The 17443-nt window shown below is 63.4% G+C and carries 3 protein-coding genes; all 3 read left to right on the top strand.

Features of this window, described 5'->3' with window-relative positions; translation table 11 throughout:
* The first annotated feature begins 115 nt into the window (after window positions 1-115).
* The 3 genes from QHF83_RS46980 (at window position 116) to QHF83_RS46970 (ending at window position 17206) form a co-directional block, all read left to right on the top strand.
* Entirely contained in the window at window positions 116-9451 is a 9336-nt protein-coding gene (locus tag QHF83_RS46980; RefSeq protein ID WP_282424679.1) for a neuraminidase-like domain-containing protein, read from the top strand.
* Window positions 9452-9488: 37 nt separating this feature from the next.
* The gene (locus tag QHF83_RS46975) at window positions 9489-16625 is read left to right on the top strand and encodes a SpvB/TcaC N-terminal domain-containing protein (RefSeq protein ID WP_282424678.1); all 7137 of its coding nucleotides are present in this window, start codon (window positions 9489-9491) and stop codon (window positions 16623-16625) included.
* A gap of 188 nt (window positions 16626-16813) precedes the next feature.
* Complete coding sequence (locus QHF83_RS46970) at window positions 16814-17206, top strand: hypothetical protein (RefSeq protein ID WP_282424677.1); 393 nt, start codon at window positions 16814-16816, stop codon at window positions 17204-17206.
* Window positions 17207-17443: the final 237 nt, after the last annotated feature.

Here is a 17443-nt window from a genome sequence, read left to right as displayed (position 1 = left end):
TGGTGTGCTCGTAGGGCGCCTCGCCCGATGGCCTCAGCCTCGGGTTGGCATGGTTTTGCCCGCCTCCGTGAGAGGCGGCGTCACTCGATCATAAGGAGCGCGGAGTATCATGAACATGGAGCTCGAACTCGAGAACGCCACGGTCTACCGGCTCCACGGCCGGATTTTCGATCTCGCGACTGGCAGAGGGGTCGACGGCGTGTACGTCGAAGCGTGGGATCAGGAAGGTCTCTGTCCAGACGTCGTGGGCATTGCGATGACCGACGCGCTCGGGGACTTTACCTTGACGCTGGATGACGCCTATCTCGACACGCTGTTCGCGGATCGCAGGCCTCCGCTCAAGTTCCGCCTTTTCAAGGAGGGCCTCATCACGCCTCCTCACACGGTTACCTGGCAGCTTTCACCGGGGATCCAGCGTATGCGCATCGGGGTCGGCGGGTCGCGTGATACCGGGGTGCAGCCTTCCTACCTCGTCGTGAGAGGGCACGTGACGGATGCGACCGGAGCACCTGTTGCCGGTGCTTCCGTAACAGCATTTCACAAGCACCTGCGATCCAGGGACCCCGAGCAATCCCAGGTACCTCTTGGAGACCTCGATGGGGACGACGAGTACGCGGAGAAAACGGACGGAAAAGGGTACTACCGTATCGCGTACGACCCCGCAGATCTCCTCCCCGATATGTATCCAAGCCTCGTCGTCGAGGCGACCAACACGGAGGGCACTTGGCACGCAAAATCAGAATTGATCTGCCGAGCCCCAGCGACCGCGACCGTGAACCTGGTGAAGAGGAATGCCGTCCTCCGTGGCCCTCCGGAGGCCGAGCGATTGGCCAGCAAGGTCATCGCTGCGCTGGGCCCAGTCGACATTCTGGAGCTCGCCAACGATGTAGACCTCGATCGGAAGCTCGCGCAAATCGCGTGCACGACGGGGGAAGACAAAGAGCTCATCGCTCTGTTGTTGAAGGCTGCGCAGCTTGCGGACGACATCGACATCGTGATCGAAGGCGTCGACACCAGGGGGCTCATCTACATCCTTCTGCGGCAAGGCATGCCGCAGACGATTCGAGGAATCCTGTCGCAGCACCCATCCACGTTGAGGCGAGCCCTCGAGGAGGCGATCGCCCGAAACATCGCCAGCTCGCCGGACGACTCCGACATAGAGCAAACGCTCGATGGCATCATTGATGTTTTCGTAGACAAGATGGTGGCATCTGCGCTCGAGCCGCGTGTGCCTGGCGCCAACTCGTTCGCCGATATCGTGCGTCTCGGTCTCCCCGTGACCGAGACGGGAGAGCCTGACGAGGATTTGCAACAGGCATTCACCCGCGCAGTCATCGAGCACGAGGGGGATGTCACCAGCTTCTGGGAGGACGAGCTTCCCAGCCGGAGCTTCTCCCCGACAACCATCGCCAAGCTCAAAAACGTACTGCAAGTGGGTGCGCTCACGAGGTACCACGCGCCGCTCGTCGAGAAACTCTCCGCGGACGCCGTCGATGTCCGGGAGTTGGCGGTACTGGACGGGGTCGAGTGGCGGAACATGCTCAACGAGACGACGAGCACCGGGTACATCGGCTGCCCCCCGGATACGCCCGGAGCGAATGAGACCGAACGTCGGGACAATTACGCCAAGATCCTCGAGCACACGGTGGAGACCGCCTTCCCGACCGCGGTCATCGCGGATCGGGTGACCGACGAGGTGCCGGGGGCCGGTATCCGCGTATTCTTCGAAAACAACCCGAACTTCGAGTTCGGCGCGGTGCGTGTGTCGAGGTATCTCGCGCAAAGCGACCGGATGACGGGCGTGAGCAATCCCGCCGCGGTGACCGAGCAACTGAAGAAGATCGAGCGGCTCTTCCGCATCACGCCCAGCTACCGTGAGATCAAGCTGCTCCTCGATGCCGGTCTCCACTCGGCGCAGAGCATCTCCCGCATGGGCAAGCGCCGGTTCGTCGCCAAGTTCGGGTCGACGATGAGAACGGAGCGAGCCGAGGCGATCTTCAGCAAAGCTCAGTGGATCGCGTCCGCCGCCACAGCGCTCTTCGCCAAGCTCGGGAGCAGCTTCAATGGCCTGCAGCTCTTCCCCCTTCCGAACCTGGTCTCGCCCGCGAAGACCCCGCACGCCGCTATCGCTGATTGGGCATCGCTCTTCGGCTCCCCGGACGGTTGCGCGTGCGAGCATTGCCGCTCCGTGTACGGCCCTGCCGCCTATCTCGTCGATCTGCTCGAGTATCTGGATCGGCAAGACTCCAATCTCCCTCCCGAGGGGCCGAAGTTCTCGGCAAGAGACGTTCTCATCGGCGATCTGAGCGGTCAGTCCGGGGGTCCCAAGGGGCGAAGGCCGGACATCGCGCGGCTCCTGCTCTCCTGCAAGAACACGAACACGACCCTGCCGTACATCGATCTCGTCAATGAGATCCTGGAGGTCGTGGTCGCCAACGAGGTGGAGGAGCCCGATTTCCTCTGGCCCGCGAACATCACGAGCGAAGGGACATCGCAGGAGCTCCTGGCCGAGCCCGAGCTCATCCACCCGAATGCCCACCTCGCGGCATATACCGAGCTCGCGGACGCGATTCATCCCTTCGAGCTGCCATTCCACCTGTGGGGCGAAGAGGCGCGCGTCTACCTCGAACATCTCGGCGCGCAGCGGCACGAACTGCTCGAAACGTTCGTCGCACCGTCGAACAATCTACCCACCGATATCGCCGACCAGATCGCGCGCGAGCGGCTGCGCATGTCGAAGCGGGAATGGGAGCTCGTGACCGAGCAGTCGTCGCCGGCGCCGACCACGGCGGCCTGCTGGGGCATGACGGGGTCGGACTGGATCGACCACCAAGATGATGGCCTCAAATACGTCCGCGTATTCTTGCGAAAGGCCGGCATCTCGTTCGAGGAGCTGCGAGAGCTGCTCGCCACGAAGTACGTGAATCCGATCGCCCCGCCGGCGGTGCAGTTGAACCCCGAGGCGGGTTGCGACATCGACGCGAAATTGCTGACCGGTCTCGATGAAGAGGTGCTCGGCAGGATTCATCGCTTCCTGCGGTTGCGCAAGCGGCTCGGCTTCAGCATCACCGAGCTCGACTGGACGGTCTCCGCGTTCGGAGCGACGGATATCGATGCGGATCTCGTGCGCCGCGTGGCCGATCTCGTCGCGTTGCGGAAGGAGCTCGATCTGCCGCTGCCCGTGTTGCTTTCGTTCTGGGGCGACATCGGGACGTATTCCACCGAGTGGGGCACGTCACTCTATGAGACGACGTTCCTCACCAAGTCGGCGCTGGACCACTCCGCTGCGTTCGCGAACGTGCCGAGCGGGCCCGTGGTGGACACGGTGATCGAACATGCGGCTGGGATCTGCGTCGCCCTGCGCATCAACGTGCTCGAATTCGGGCTGCTCGCAATTCCCGAGGTCGCCCAGCAGATGGGCATCGAGAGCCCGCTCGACGTGAGCGCGTCTCTTTCGCTTGCCAACCTCTCCCGGCTCCACCGTATCGTCGCGCTGGCCAGAGGGTTGCAGATCAGCATTCAGGACCTCCTGGTCCTTCTCGAGCTCTCGGGGCTCGAAGCGCTCACGGTCGTCGACCCGCTGCAGCCGCCGGCCGTGCCTGCCACGACCCGGGCGTTCGTCGAGCTCGTGCGGAAGGTGCAGCGCTCGAAGCTCACGAGCGCGGAGCTTCATTACCTGGTCCGGCACGCCACACTGCCGAGCATCCAGGGGGGGCTCTCGGATGAGGCGCTCGATGGGTTCGCGGGCGAGCTCGGAGCCATCGCCACCCAGGTCGCGGACGAGACGGCGCTCGAAAGCGATTCCGAAAATGTGCATCTTCGCGCGCGCCTCGTGGAGGTGCTCGATGGCGTCTCGCCCGCCGAGGCGCCCGCCGTTGCGGAGCAGATCATCCAGGTGGTCGACGCACCATCAACCGCGTCGACGGCGGCTCGCAATGCCGAGCGTGCGTTCCTGCAGCTCCATCTCGAGCACGTCTTCGGGGACGAGACGGCGTCCACGCTGGACAACCTGGTCGGTCCGGCAAACACGCAGGATGCGCCCGGGATTGCGGTCAAGGCGCAGCGGTTCGCGCACGTGCTCGCGAGCGTGTTGAACCATCTGCGCCGGACGCGGACCGAGACCCAGGTCAAGCACGCGCTCGCTGTCGAAATGAATCTCGAGCCCGAGACGATCGACCACCTGCTGACGCAGACGCTGGCGTCATTGGCGCAGAGCGGAGCACGGGCGATCTTCGATTTCATGCCCGGAATGCACGCGTCGGTCGAGTATACGCCGCCCACGCCCGCGACGGCGGATGATCGGAAGAAGGCGATCCGCCGGCTGCACAAGGCCGCGCTGGTCGCGACACGGCTCGGGCTCGGCACGTCGGACCTTTCATGGCTTTATCCGGATGGGGTCGCATCGACGTGGCTCGACCTGAACGACCTCCATCTCGAGGGGGACGACGAGGACACGGACCGGCGGGAGCGTTTTGCAGCCCTGATGCGCCTCGTCGATGTTGCATCCTTCCGCGATTCCCTGCCCAAGGGCAGCGAAGACATGCTGGCCCTCTTCCAGAAAGCGGTCGAGATCGGGAGTATCGAAGCGGAGCCCATCCAGGACGAGCAGGTAGCGCCATTCTACAGCGAGCTCGCCGAGCGGACCGGCTGGGCGCGCGACGACGTGGAGCACCTCATCACCGCTGTCTTCGGGTTCACGGTCCATCCCCTGGCGGAATCCGACTTCCGCGACGAAAGGGCGTTCCTTAGCCTCCAGCGCGCTTTCCAGGTCCTCAGTCGGCTGGGAGCCTCGTCTGAAGAGGTGGCTTTCTGGGCCAGCGTGGACGCTCCGCTCCCACCTGCTGCCCAGGACGCTGCATCCATCGTAGTCGACATCAAGCGCGTGGCGCGGGCCAAGTACGACGACGCTGGCTGGAGTGAGGTCGCACGCCCGCTGCGGGACACGCTGCGCGAGAAGCAGCGCAATGCGCTGGTCGGATATCTCGTCGCGAAGCGGAACCTTTCGGGGCCGAACGAGCTCTTCGACAAGCTGCTCATCGACGTCGAAATGAGCCCGTGCCAGCTCACCTCGCGCATCAAGCAGGCCATCAGCTCCGTCCAGACGTTCGTGCAGCGGGCGCTCCTCGGACTCGAGGAAAGCGTGCCGGAGCTAGGCGAAGAGGCCGCGCGTGAATGGGATTGGATGAAGAGCTACAGGATCTGGGAGGCGAACCGGAAGGTATTCCTCTACCCGGAGAACTGGATCGAGCCCGAGCTGCGGGACGACAAGACGCCATTCTTCGAGGCGCTGGAGAGTCGGCTGCTGCAAGGCGAGGTCACTGCGGAGTCGGCCGAGGCGGCGTACCGGGAGTATCTCGGGAGCCTGCACGAGGTCAGCCGGCTCGAGGTGGCGGCGATATGCCATGAGCGCGAGGACGGCGACGACTCCGTCGACATCGTTCACGTCATTGCCCGGACGCACGCGATGCCGCGAAAGTACTACTACCGGAGGCGGATCGATTCGAGCTACTGGACGCCCTGGGAGAAGGTCGAGCTCGACATCCAGGGAGACCACCTCCTGGCCACCGTCTGGAATCGGCGCCTCCACCTCTTCTGGCCCATGTTCGAGCCGCACACGACGGAAAACAACAAGAAGCGGCAGCGCGTCAATCTCGCATGGTCCCAGTACCAGAGCACGGGGTTTGGCCCGGTCGCGATGACGAAGGGCAGCCCCATCGAGATCGGCGAGAGCTCCGACCTCGGCTGGATGTCGTTCGTCGCGGCGCATGAAAACGGCACGCTGCGTATCGATTGCCTGGTCAACGTGTTCGCAATGATCCCTCAGCTACCCCCGTTGCCGGGGATGCCGGTGCCTCCGCCGCTTCCGCCGTTCGTGACGTACCAAAAATTCGGTCACTTCCTGCTCGACCCGTGCGTCGGCGATATGACCGCCGTCCAGGTGAACGAGTCGCCTTACCTCGACGGTTGGGCTCCGAAGTACTCCTTACCGGCATACATGCGGTTGATGGAAGTGGGTGAGAGACCGGGGAACGACGATTCCTTTGTCATCCCGGCGCCGAAGTCGTTCCTGTCTTCGCCCTGGGGCTTGTCCACCATGAAGTTGCTCCAGAAGACGCCGGGACGCTTCTCCGTGCTCATGGATCGGGCCTACGACAGCGTGGTCGTCGACGACGATGCGCGCGACGCGCTCGTGTACTCCGACAGCGCGCACACGCTCTTCATGGACGCGCGCTACCGTGCGACGATCACGTGGAAGGACATCGCCCAGGCCTTCCCGAACGTTCCGGCGCCCGTGGGGCAGCCGGCTGGCGGCGTGCTCGACCCGATCGTCCTCGAATGGGCCAATGAGCCCAAGCTCGACATGGGGGTCAATGCCACCGTCCAGGGCTACTACCGCTTCCACACGTTCTATCACCCCTACGTGTGCGAGTTCGTTCGGCGCCTGGAGCGCGGCGGGATCGATGGGCTGCTCCGCTCGGACACGTCGAGCTCGACGCCCCTCCAGCACACGTGGAACGAGTATTTCGACGATGCCTACGGGCCGACGCTTCTCGTTGGCAAACCGTTCCCCATCGAAGACGTCGACTTCTCCTTCGGCGGCGCCTATTCGCAATACAACTGGGAGCTCTTCTTCCACGCGCCGTTCCTCGTCGCCACGCGCCTCTCCACGAACGGCCGGTTCGAGGACGCGGATCGCTGGTTCCGCTACATCTTCGATCCGACGGGCGGGGCGCCGGGGAATGGGCCGGAGCGATTCTGGAACGTTCGCCCCTTCCGCGAGAACATCGATCTCGCCTCGATTCAGGCGCAGCTCGAGCAGCTCGCAGAGGAGAACCCGAACGCCAAGCTCCTCGCGGAGCTTTTCGGCGTGTCTCCCGATTCGAGCGCCACGCAGGACATGACCGCGCAGATCGACCGCTGGAGGGAGAATCCCTTCAATCCGCACCTCATCGCGCGCATGCGGCCGCTCGCCTACCAGAAATCGGTCGTGATGAAGTACGTCGAGAACCTCCTTTCGTGGGGCGACAGCCTCTTCCGACGCGACACGATGGAGTCGATCAACGAGGCCACGCAGCTCTACATCCTCGCGTCGCGGATCCTCGGCGACCGGCCGCGCCTCGTGAAGACCGAGGGCGTACCGCCCAAGTCCTACGCCGAGCTCGAACCCAACGTCGATGCGTTCTCGAATGCGCTGGTCGAAATCGAACCCATCATCCAAGCGCCGCCGGAGCCGAACACGCGCCGCACGCGCCGCGAGCCGACGCCGGTGCTTCGGACGCTCTACTTCTGCGTGCCGCCGAACGATGAAATGCTGGCGCTCTGGGATACCGTCGAGGATCGCCTGTTCAAGATTCGACATTGCATGAACATCGAGGGCACGGTGCGGCAGCTCGCGCTCTTCGAGCCCCCGATCGATCCGGGGCTCCTCGTGAGGGCCGCTGCGGACGGGCTGGATTTCGGCGAGCTGCTCTCCGAGGTCAATGCCCCGATCCCCGTCTATCGTTTCTCGGTGCTCCAGCCCAAGGCCGTCGAGTTCGCGGGCAGCGTGATCTCCCTGGGCGCGTCGCTCCTCGCGGCGATCGAGAAGCGTGACGGGGAGGCGCTCTCGCTGCTGCGACAGACGCAAGAGATCGAGATGCTCGAGAGTGTGCGCGAGGTGCGCAAGCGTCAGGTCGACGAGGCCCAGGAGTCGCTCGAGGCGCTGCGTCGCTCCCGGGCGGTCATCGAGGAGCGGCGACAGTTCTATGAGAGGATCGACTACACCATCGCGAAGGAAAGAGAGCAACGAGCCCTGACGATCGACGCCGCAATCGCAACCGGCCACTCTCAGTGGTGGCACCTCATTGCCTCCATCCTTAGGCCGATTCCCCAGTTTGCGGTGGGCTCGGGGTGGCAGGTCGAAATTGGTGGCGTGCAAGCAGCCGGGGTCGCCGAAGCGATCGGACAGAACTACGCCATGACCGCTTCCGAGCGGAGCACGGATGCGTCGTTGGCAGCCATCGGGGCTGGCGAGGAGCGCCGTTGGGAAGACTGGAAGCTGCAAGAGCGGTTGGCCGAGAGGGAGCTCGAGCAGATCGACCGGCAGATCCTCGCCGCGGAGGTTCGGCTGGACATCGCCAAAAAGGAGTTCGCCAATCACGAGCTGTCCGTGAAGAACGCCAAGGAGGTCGAGAATTACCTGAAGACCAAGTACACGAACAAGGAGCTCTACAACTGGATGGCCTTGCAGGTCGAGGGCGTGTACTTCCAGGCCTACAAACTCGCGTACGAGCTCGCGAAGCGGGCCGAGAGGGCGTTCCAGTTCGAACTCGCCCAGCCGAGCGCGAGCTATATCACGTTCGGCTACTGGGACAGCGTAAAGAATGGACTGCTCGCGGGCGAGAGGCTCCAACTCGCGCTCCGGCGCATGGACGCCGCGTACCTGGAGCAGAACAAGCGGGAGTACGAGATCACGAAGCATGTCTCGCTCGCCGAGATCGCTCCTCTCGCGCTCATGAAGCTGCGGGAGAAAGCGTCTTGCGAGGTCGAGCTTCCCGAGGCGCTCTTCGATCAGGACTGGCCGGGTCATTATATACGCCGGATCAAGTCGGTGAGCGTCACGGTCCCGGTCGTGAATGGGCCGTACGCCGGCGTCAACTGCAAGCTCACGTTGCTGAAGAGCAGCGTGCGGATGAAGACCACCGGAGCCTACGCGCGTAACGACCAGCCCGGACAGCCGGACGCTCGATTCCTCGATCATTATGGGGCCGTCCAGTCGATCGTGACGAGCAGCGGCCAGAGCGATGCAGGGCTCTTCGAACTCGTCTTCCGTGACGAACGGTATCTTCCCTTCGAAGGCGTGGGCGCATACAGCACGTGGAAAATCGAGCTCGACGGGAAAACCAACCGGTTCGACCCGACGGCCGTGCACGATGTGGTCCTGCACGTACGTTACACGGCGCGAGACGGCGGGGATGCGCTCAAGAATAGCGCGCTCAGCGCGCTGGGCGCTCCGCCCGATCCGCTACCGGGGGCGGTCACAAGCGGCTTCCGCCTCTTCAGCGCGAAGACGGATTTCCCCGACGCGTGGCACGTTTTCACGACGAGTGGAGAGCACGTCCTCTCGTTGCCGCTCACCACGCGCCTCTTCCAGCCCCTGCTCGGGGTGCACAAGCTCAAGATCACCAAGGTGCACCTCTTTGCCAAGCGAGTGGGTGGCAGCACCGACCAGCTCCCGGTCGAGCTACGAGCGCCGGGGGTCGAGTTCGAGAGCGAATTCGCGACGACCCATTCGCTGGCGATTTCCGTGAGCGAATACGGCGACCTCCTGTTCTACCGCAATATACCGTCAAATGCGCTGATCCACGCGGAAAACGACGCTCCGGTCGCTCCCTGGAAGCTGAGGGTCGCAACGTCGGATAACACGAAGCTCGAGGATCTCTGGATCGTCTGCGAGTACCAGAAGCAATAGGCTCGAAGCGACGCTGAAACAGGAGAGAGGGCACGCCATGGAGCAGAAAGGTTTTGCACCGAAGCCCAAGACGACCGCGCCCGAGGCGGTCAAGGCCCCGAGCCCGTCGCTTCCGAAGGGAGGCGGCGCGGTTCGTGGGCTCGGCGAGAAGTTCGCCGCGAGCCTGGTGAGCGGCACGGGATCCCTCACGGTCCCGATTGCGGCGTCGCCGGGCCGCGGCGGGTTCGGGCCCGAGCTCGCCGTCGCATACGATTCCGGCGGTGGCAATGGGCTCTTCGGTGTGGGCTTTCGGCTCTCCGTGCCCTCGATCTCCCGCAAGACCGAGCGTGGTTTGCCCGAGTACGAGGACTTCCGCGAATCCGATGTGTTCATCATGTCGGGCGCGGAAGACCTCGTGCCGAAGCTCGACGAGGACGAACAAGGTAACTGGGTGCGCGACGTCCCGAAGGACGACGCCGTCGAGCGCATCGAGCGGTATCGTCCCCGGGTGGAAGGCCTCTTCGCGCGCATCGAGCGCGTCACAGAGAAGGGTGACGGGAACGTTTACTGGCGTGCCACGACCAAAGACAACGTCACGAGCATCTATGGTCAGTCCGCGGGGGCTCGGATCGCGAGCCCTGCGGCCTCGACCAAGGTCTTTTCCTGGTTGCTCGAGCGCACCGAGGACGCGCTCGGGAACGTCATCGTCTACGACTACAAGGCCGAGGACTTCGCGAATGTGCCGAATGCCGTCTACGAAAGGCAGCGGCATTCGGGGGACGCGCCGGTCGTAAACCGCTACCTGAAGAGGATCCGGTATGGGAATGCGGTGCCCTTTCAGGCACAGGACTTCCTGTTCGAGGTCGTCTTCGATTACGGCGAGCACGGTGCAGCCGCACCAACGCCCGCGGAGGAGAACACCTGGCCTTGCCGGCAGGATCCGTTCTCGAGCTACCGTTCGACGTTCGAGATCCGCACGTACCGCCTCTGCCGGCGGGCGCTCATGTTTCACCATTTCCCCGAGCTCGGTGAGGATCCCGTGCTCGTGCGTTCCACCGACTTCACGTATGCCGAAGGGCCGGCGCTCACTCGGCTCGTTTCGGTCACGCAGTCGGGGTACATCAAAACGGTGAGCGGATACTCGAAGAAGTCCGTGCCGCCGCTCGAGCTCGGATATTCGCTGCCCGAGCTCCACACCGCCGTCAAACTGCTCGATTCGCGAAGCCTCGAAGACCTACCCGGCGGCGTGGACGGACAAACCGCACGATGGGTCGACCTCGACGGCGAGGGCATTCCCGGCGTGCTCTGCGAGCAGCACGGGGCATTTTACTACAAGCAAAACCTCGGTGATGGGCACCTCGCGCCCGCGCGCCTGCTCGCGAGCCGGCCGGCCATGGCGTCGGGCGGCGGAGCGCAGCTCCTCGACGTCGGGAGCGAGGGACGACAATGCCTTGTGGAGCTCACGCCGGAGGGGACCTCGGGTTATCACGAGCGCACGCCGGAGGGCGGCTGGGGCCCCTTCGTACCGTTCCCTTCGCAGCCGAACGTCAACTGGAATGACCCGCGGGTTCGTTTCATCGACCTTTCCGGCGATGGACTCGACGACATTCTGGTCACGAACGATCACGTGCAGCTCTGGTATCCGTCGCTCGGCAAGGGCGGGTGGGGCCCGCCGCGGGTTCTGCCGAAGATCTACGACGAGGACAAGAGCCCGACGCTCGTCTTCGCGGACATGACGCAGGCGATCTTCGTGGCGGACATGAGCGGGGACGGTTTGCCCGACATCGTGCGCGTCCGTAATGGGAGCATCTGCTACTGGCCGAACCTCGGGCATGGGCGGTTCGGGGCCAAGGTGCAGATGAGCAAGGCGCCGCTGTTCGATGATTCGCACACGTTCGATCCGCGCCGCATTCGCCTCGGCGATATCGATGGGACGGGGACCACGGACATCGTGTACGTGGCGGGCGAAGGGGCGATCATCGTGTTCAACCAGGCGGGCAATGGCTGGAGTGAGCCGGTGCGAATGCCTGGGTTCCCGACGGCCGATTCCACGTCCACCGTGGGCGTGGTCGATCTGCTCGGGTCCGGGACGGCGTGCATCGTGTGGTCGTCGCCGTGGCGGGGCGTGGCGAAGCCGCCGATGCGGTACATCGATCTTTTGGGCAGCAAGAAGCCGTATCTGCTCACGTCGGTCAAGAACAACCTCGGAGCCGAGACGAAGCTCGAGTATGCGCCCTCGACGAAGTTTTACCTGGAGGACCTGAAGGCTGGAAAGCCGTGGGTGACGCGGCTGTCGTTCCCCGTGCACGTGCTCACGCGTATGGAGACGTTCGACGCAATCAGCAAGGCGCGGTTCGTCAGTACGTACAAATATCACCACGGGTATTACGACGGCGCGGAGCGAGAGTTCCGGGGGTTTGGCCTCGTCGAGCAATACGACGCGGAGTCGTTCTCGGCCGAGCGCGGAAAGGGGCTCTTCGCGGAGGCTCCGCCGACGGAGGAGGAATTCCACCTGCCGCCGGTGCTCACGAAGACGTGGTTCCATACGGGCGCGTTCATCGACAGGAGCCGGATCGCGAAGCAGTTCGAGAAGGAATATTACACGGGTGACGAGCAGAGACCGGAACTGCCCGACGCCGTGCTGGAGGCGGGGTTGTCGCCGAGGGATTTCCGCGAGGCGTGCCGGGCGCTCAAGGGGCAAATCCTCCGCACGGAGGTCTATGCGTTCGATGGTTCGGAGGCGGAATCGCACCCGTATGTCGTGACGGAGGTTTGCCCTGCCATCGTGCGGGTGCAGCCTTCGACGGCGAAGGCGTATGCGTCGTTCTTCGCGTATGCGCGTGAGTCCGTCGAGATTCATTACGAGCGTGACCCGGACGAGCCGCGCGTGGTGCATACGCTGGCGCTCGATGTCGATTCGTTTGGCCACGTGGAGCGCTCGGTAAGCATCGCGTACGCACGGCGGAACATTCCGGAGGATATGCCCGAACAGGGGCTTTTGGCCACCCTGACCGAGAGCGACGTGGTCAACGAGGATGGGGAGGCGAGCTGGTACCGCCTCGGAGTGCCCAAGGAGACGCGAACGTACGAGCTCACGGGGCTCTCCACGACACGGAGCACGTTGTTTTCGTTCGGCGACGTCCTCAGCGCCGCGAACGCCGCGGTTGCGATCTCCTATGAGGCGACCCCCAACGGCACCACGATGCAAAAGCGCCTGGTCGAGCGGGTGCGGCAGGTTTATTACGACAGCACGACGCTGTCCGGGTCTTCCCCCGCGGCGCTGCCCTTCGGCACCATCGACGCGCTCGCGCTGCCTTACGAGACGTATGCGCTTGCCTTCACCCCCGGGCTCTTGACTGCAGCTTATGGCACGCGCGTGACCTCGACTATGCTCGCCGAGGGCGGGTACATCGAGGAGAACGGCGATTACTGGGTGCGAACCGGTCGCCAGGTGTTCGGTCCGGACAAGTTCTACTTGCCGGTCGAGATCCTGGATCCGCTGAGCAATTCCACGACCATCACGTACGACAGCCACGACTTGCTCGTGACGTCCGCCGAGGACTCGCTCGGGAATACGGTCACTGCAACAAACGATTACCGCGTCCTCGGGCCCACGCTGGTCACCGACCCGAACGGCAATCGAAGCGCCGTGAAGCTCGACGAGCTCGGAATGGTCGTGGCGACGGCCGTGATGGGCAAGGTCGGCTCGAACGACGGGGACACGCTCACGGATCCAACCACGACGTTCGCGTACGACCTCGACGTATGGCGCACGACGGGCAAACCCAACGTCGTGCATGCTGCCGCGCGCGAGCGGCACGGGGATGCGCTGACGCCCTGGCAACACAGCTACACGTACCTCGACGGGCTCGGGCGTGAGATCCTGAAGAAGGTGCAGGCCGAGCCCGGTCTTGCGCCGGTGCGCGACGAGAACGGGGGGCTTGTCAAGGACGAGAACGGCGCGGTAGTGTTGGCCACCGCCTCGCCGCGATGGGTGGGCACGGGGCGTGTGGTCATTGACAACAAGGGCAATCCCGTCAAGCAGTACGAGCCGTTCTTCACGGCCACCCACGAATACGAAGACGAACAAGAGCTCGTCGAGTGGGGCGTGACGCCCATCCTGCGTTACGACCCGCTCGGCCGGCTCATCCGAACGGACCTGCCGAACGGGACGCATTCGCGGGTCACGTTCACGCCGTGGGAGCAGGCGAGCTGGGACGGGAACGATACGGTGCTCGAGGCGGGCAACCCCTGGTATGCCGCGAGGCAGCCGAGCGCGACGCCCACGCCTTCCGCGCAGGAGCAGCGGGCGGCGGAGTTGACCGAGGAGCATGCGGATACGCCGGCGCTGGTGCATTTCGACGTGCTGGGCAGGCCGGTGCGCGGGGCCGAGGATAACGGGGGCCCGGAGCCGTACACGACGAGGGCGGTACTCGATATCGAGGGGAATCCGCGGAAGACCGTGGACGCCCGTGAGAATACGGCGATGGAGTATGTCTTCGACATGCTCGGGCGGACGCTGTACCAGAAGAGCTGCGATTCTGGAGAGCGGTGGACGCTGGCGAATGTGCTCGGGAACCCGATTCGAGGGTGGGACGGCCGGGGGCATGTGGTGCGCTCGGTGTACGATGCGCTGAATCGGCGGACGGGGCTGTGGGTGCAGAAGGGGTCGGATCCGGAGGTGCTCGCCGAGGTGACGGTGTATGGCGAGGGGCAGACGGATCCGGAGGACGCGAATCTGCGCGGGAAGGTGTATCAGGTGAAGGATGGGGCCGGGGTCGTCACCTCGGTCGAGTACGACTTCAAGGGGAATTTGCTGGAGAGCCAGCGGCAGCTCGCGCAGAACTACTCGACGCAGATCGATTGGTCGGGCTCCGTGGCGCTCGAGACGGAGGTGTTCACGCAGACGACGGTGTATGATGCGCTGAATCGGCCGACGAGCATGACCACGCCGGACCAGAGCGAGATCAAGCCGACGTACAACGAGGCGAGTCTGCTGGAGAGGGTGGAGGCGCGGATTCGGGGTGCGAGTGGTTGGACGACGTTCGTCGATGATATCGATTACGATGCGAAGGGGCAGCGGGAGAAGATCGTCCACGGGAATGGTGTTGTTACGGAGTACAGCTACGATCCGTTGACCTACCGGCTGACTCGGCTCAAGACGACGCGGACCTCGGACAGTGAGCTGCTGCAGGACCTGCGATACACGTACGATCCGGTAGGCAACATCGTCGAGATTGCCGACCTGGCGCAGAGCAACATCTACTACAACAACGCGCTCGTCAAGCCGCGCTGGGAGTACGAGTACGACGCCATCTACCGCCTCATCGAGGCCACGGGCCGGGAGCACGCGGGCCAGAACGCGGACATCCAGCAAGACCAAAACGGCTTTCCGCTGGTCAATGCGCCGCACCCGAATGCTCCCCAGGCGCTCCGGAACTACACCGAGACCTACCAATACGACAAGTTGGGCAACATCGAGAAGATGATCCACGAAGTGGTGGGTTCATCGGGGAGCTGGACGCGCCGCTACGATGTCGCGCCGGAGAATAACCGGCTGCGTGGCACGAGCCTGCCCGGCGACGCAGAGGGGGACTTCACGGCGCAATACCCCTACGACAACCACGGCAACATGACCGCGATGCCCCACCTGCAGCACATTGGGTGGGACTTCAAGGACCAGAAACGAGAAGTGGATCTGGATGGCGGCGGAGAGGTTTACTTCACATATGATGCCAACGGCCAGCGGGTACGGAAGGTCTGGGAGCATAGCGGCATCGTCGAGGAGAGGATCTACCTCGGGGGGTTCGAGGTCTATCGGAGGCATGAGCTCGGGAATGTCGTGCTGGAGCGAGAGACCCTCCACGTCATGGATGATGCGCGGCGGATCGCGATGGTGGAGACCAAGACGGTCGATGCGTCGGATCCGAACCTCGTTGTAACGTCGCGGGTGCGGTATCAGCTTGGGAATCACCTCGGCTCAGCCGCGCTCGAGTTGGATGAAGATGGGCTCGTCATCAGCTACGAGGAGTATCATCCGTATGGGACGAGTGCATACCGCGCTATGGCGAGCGGGGTGGAGGTCAGCGCGAAGAGATATCAGTATACGGGCAAGGAGCGAGATGAGGAGACGGGGCTGTATTACCATGGGGCGAGGTATTATGCGCCGTGGCTCGGGAGGTGGACGAGTGCGGATCCGAGCGGTATGGGCTCCGATGGGCTGAACCTATACCAATACGTGCGGGGGAATCCCATCACGCTGCATGACCCGACTGGGCGCTCTGGCGAGGGATTCATGCAGACGCTCCAGGACATCAAGACCGCTGTCTCGGCGAAGGTAGATCAGCTTGAGCAAGCAGCGGATCGTGCAGCCGAAGCAACGAAGAACTTTGTTGGTGACGCAGTCGTAACGGCCCTCAACGAGTTTAGCAGGGGAATGGCGCAGAGCCGCGCTGCGGACAATCAGGAGCGCGCAGATCTTTCTCGTGCCTTTGGAGTCAGGAAAGATGTAGTTGAGTATTATGAGGAGCACGCTGAGCGGTTCACTGCTCGTGCCGAGTCGCTGCCGCCCCCGCCGGATAGCGCAGGAGGAAAGGCTGGTCAAGCGCTCGCCATCGTTGGGCCATTTTTAGCCGGAGTTGGCGGCCGTAAACTTATGGATGCGGCCAAGCGTGCCGTGCCTGAAGTTAAGGATGCGGTCACAAAGCCGGGCTTGATGTTAATGACCGCGGGAGCGGGTGGGCCGCCAGGTGGTGGCAAGCCCAAGACTGGGAAGGATGGCGGAGCGGCGGCCCCTGTCGGCAAGAAGGATTCGGCACCGGAAACTGTCCGCACGACGGCAGCACCGGCAAAAGGAGGCGTTCCTGAATTGAAGAATGATATGGGCTGGAAAATGTTCGCGGAGGCGAAAGCGATTGTTTTAGCGGCACCGGCGGGGCAACGACTTGCACTATTCCGAGCACTGAGAGAGCAGGTTATAAAAACTGGGTTTTCCCTTGAACCAAAGGTGATAACGAACGCTGACGCTGCCGCCATGTTCCGAGGCGATATAGGACAGGCGCTCGTCTTCATGAAAGATGGTAGGGTGCTGCGCGGGAGTGCGGACGATCCGAAGCAGTTTGCCTTCGACGAAAAAACCGGAGCTTACACGTTAGTAGACATGAGCCAATTGACACCATGGGGACAAAAAAAATGACTCACCGTTCGATTTCCGTAAAACCCATAAACGAGGACGTGGCAGATGCGATCATCGACGCGATCCTCGAGCCTGTCCCCCGGAACCTGATCAGGGTCGCGTTCGGGAGGGCTCGCGATAGATTCGTGTATACACTCACACCGACGGGCCAGAAGATCCCGCGTCGCCTGCCAGCGGAGTCGTTCGACATGGCATTCTACGTCCGGATATTGCTGCCATTCTTCTCAATGCCGGATTACATTCGACGCATTCTAGCAGGAGAAACTGTGTCGCCGGCCCCCATCGTGCGCACGCCGATGGCGATAAACGACGATGGCGCAGAGCGAGTGCGGTGCGCGATATCCGATACCATTTGTCACAATCTGGTCACCGCTGCCCTCAACGAAGCGCGAACGCAATTTGTCGCAATCGAGACCACCGCCGAGACCACCATCGATACTGAGCTTGTAGCACCGCCCTGCATGCCGTTCGACATGGAGTTCTTCGCTACCGTCATGGAAGAGTACTTGTCATTGATATGGCTACTCGAGCGACTCCTGGAGGGACAATCACCCGCGCAAGCCTCCGGGTGGGACGAGTGAATACCTCGTATCATTACGCTGCGTCGATTTCGCATAGCGATAGGAGGACAGCGTTTCATTAGGTATATACCTATATGAGGGACGTGTGAGGAACCGCAACCAGGTTGACCGTAAGTCCTCGCCCACCACCGTCTGGACGACCATCCGCGCCCATGGCAGGCGCCACGTGCGCGGCACGCGCATGCTCGCCGCGCCGGCGTGCGCTCGGCGGGTTCGTCGCAGCCGCACAATAACCGT

The organism is Polyangium sp. 15x6 (genome assembly GCF_029960785.1).
Lineage (GTDB): Bacteria > Myxococcota_A > Polyangia > Polyangiales > Polyangiaceae > Polyangium.
Note: the sequence above shows the minus strand (reverse complement) of the source record. Positions and strands in the feature narration are given on the sequence as shown.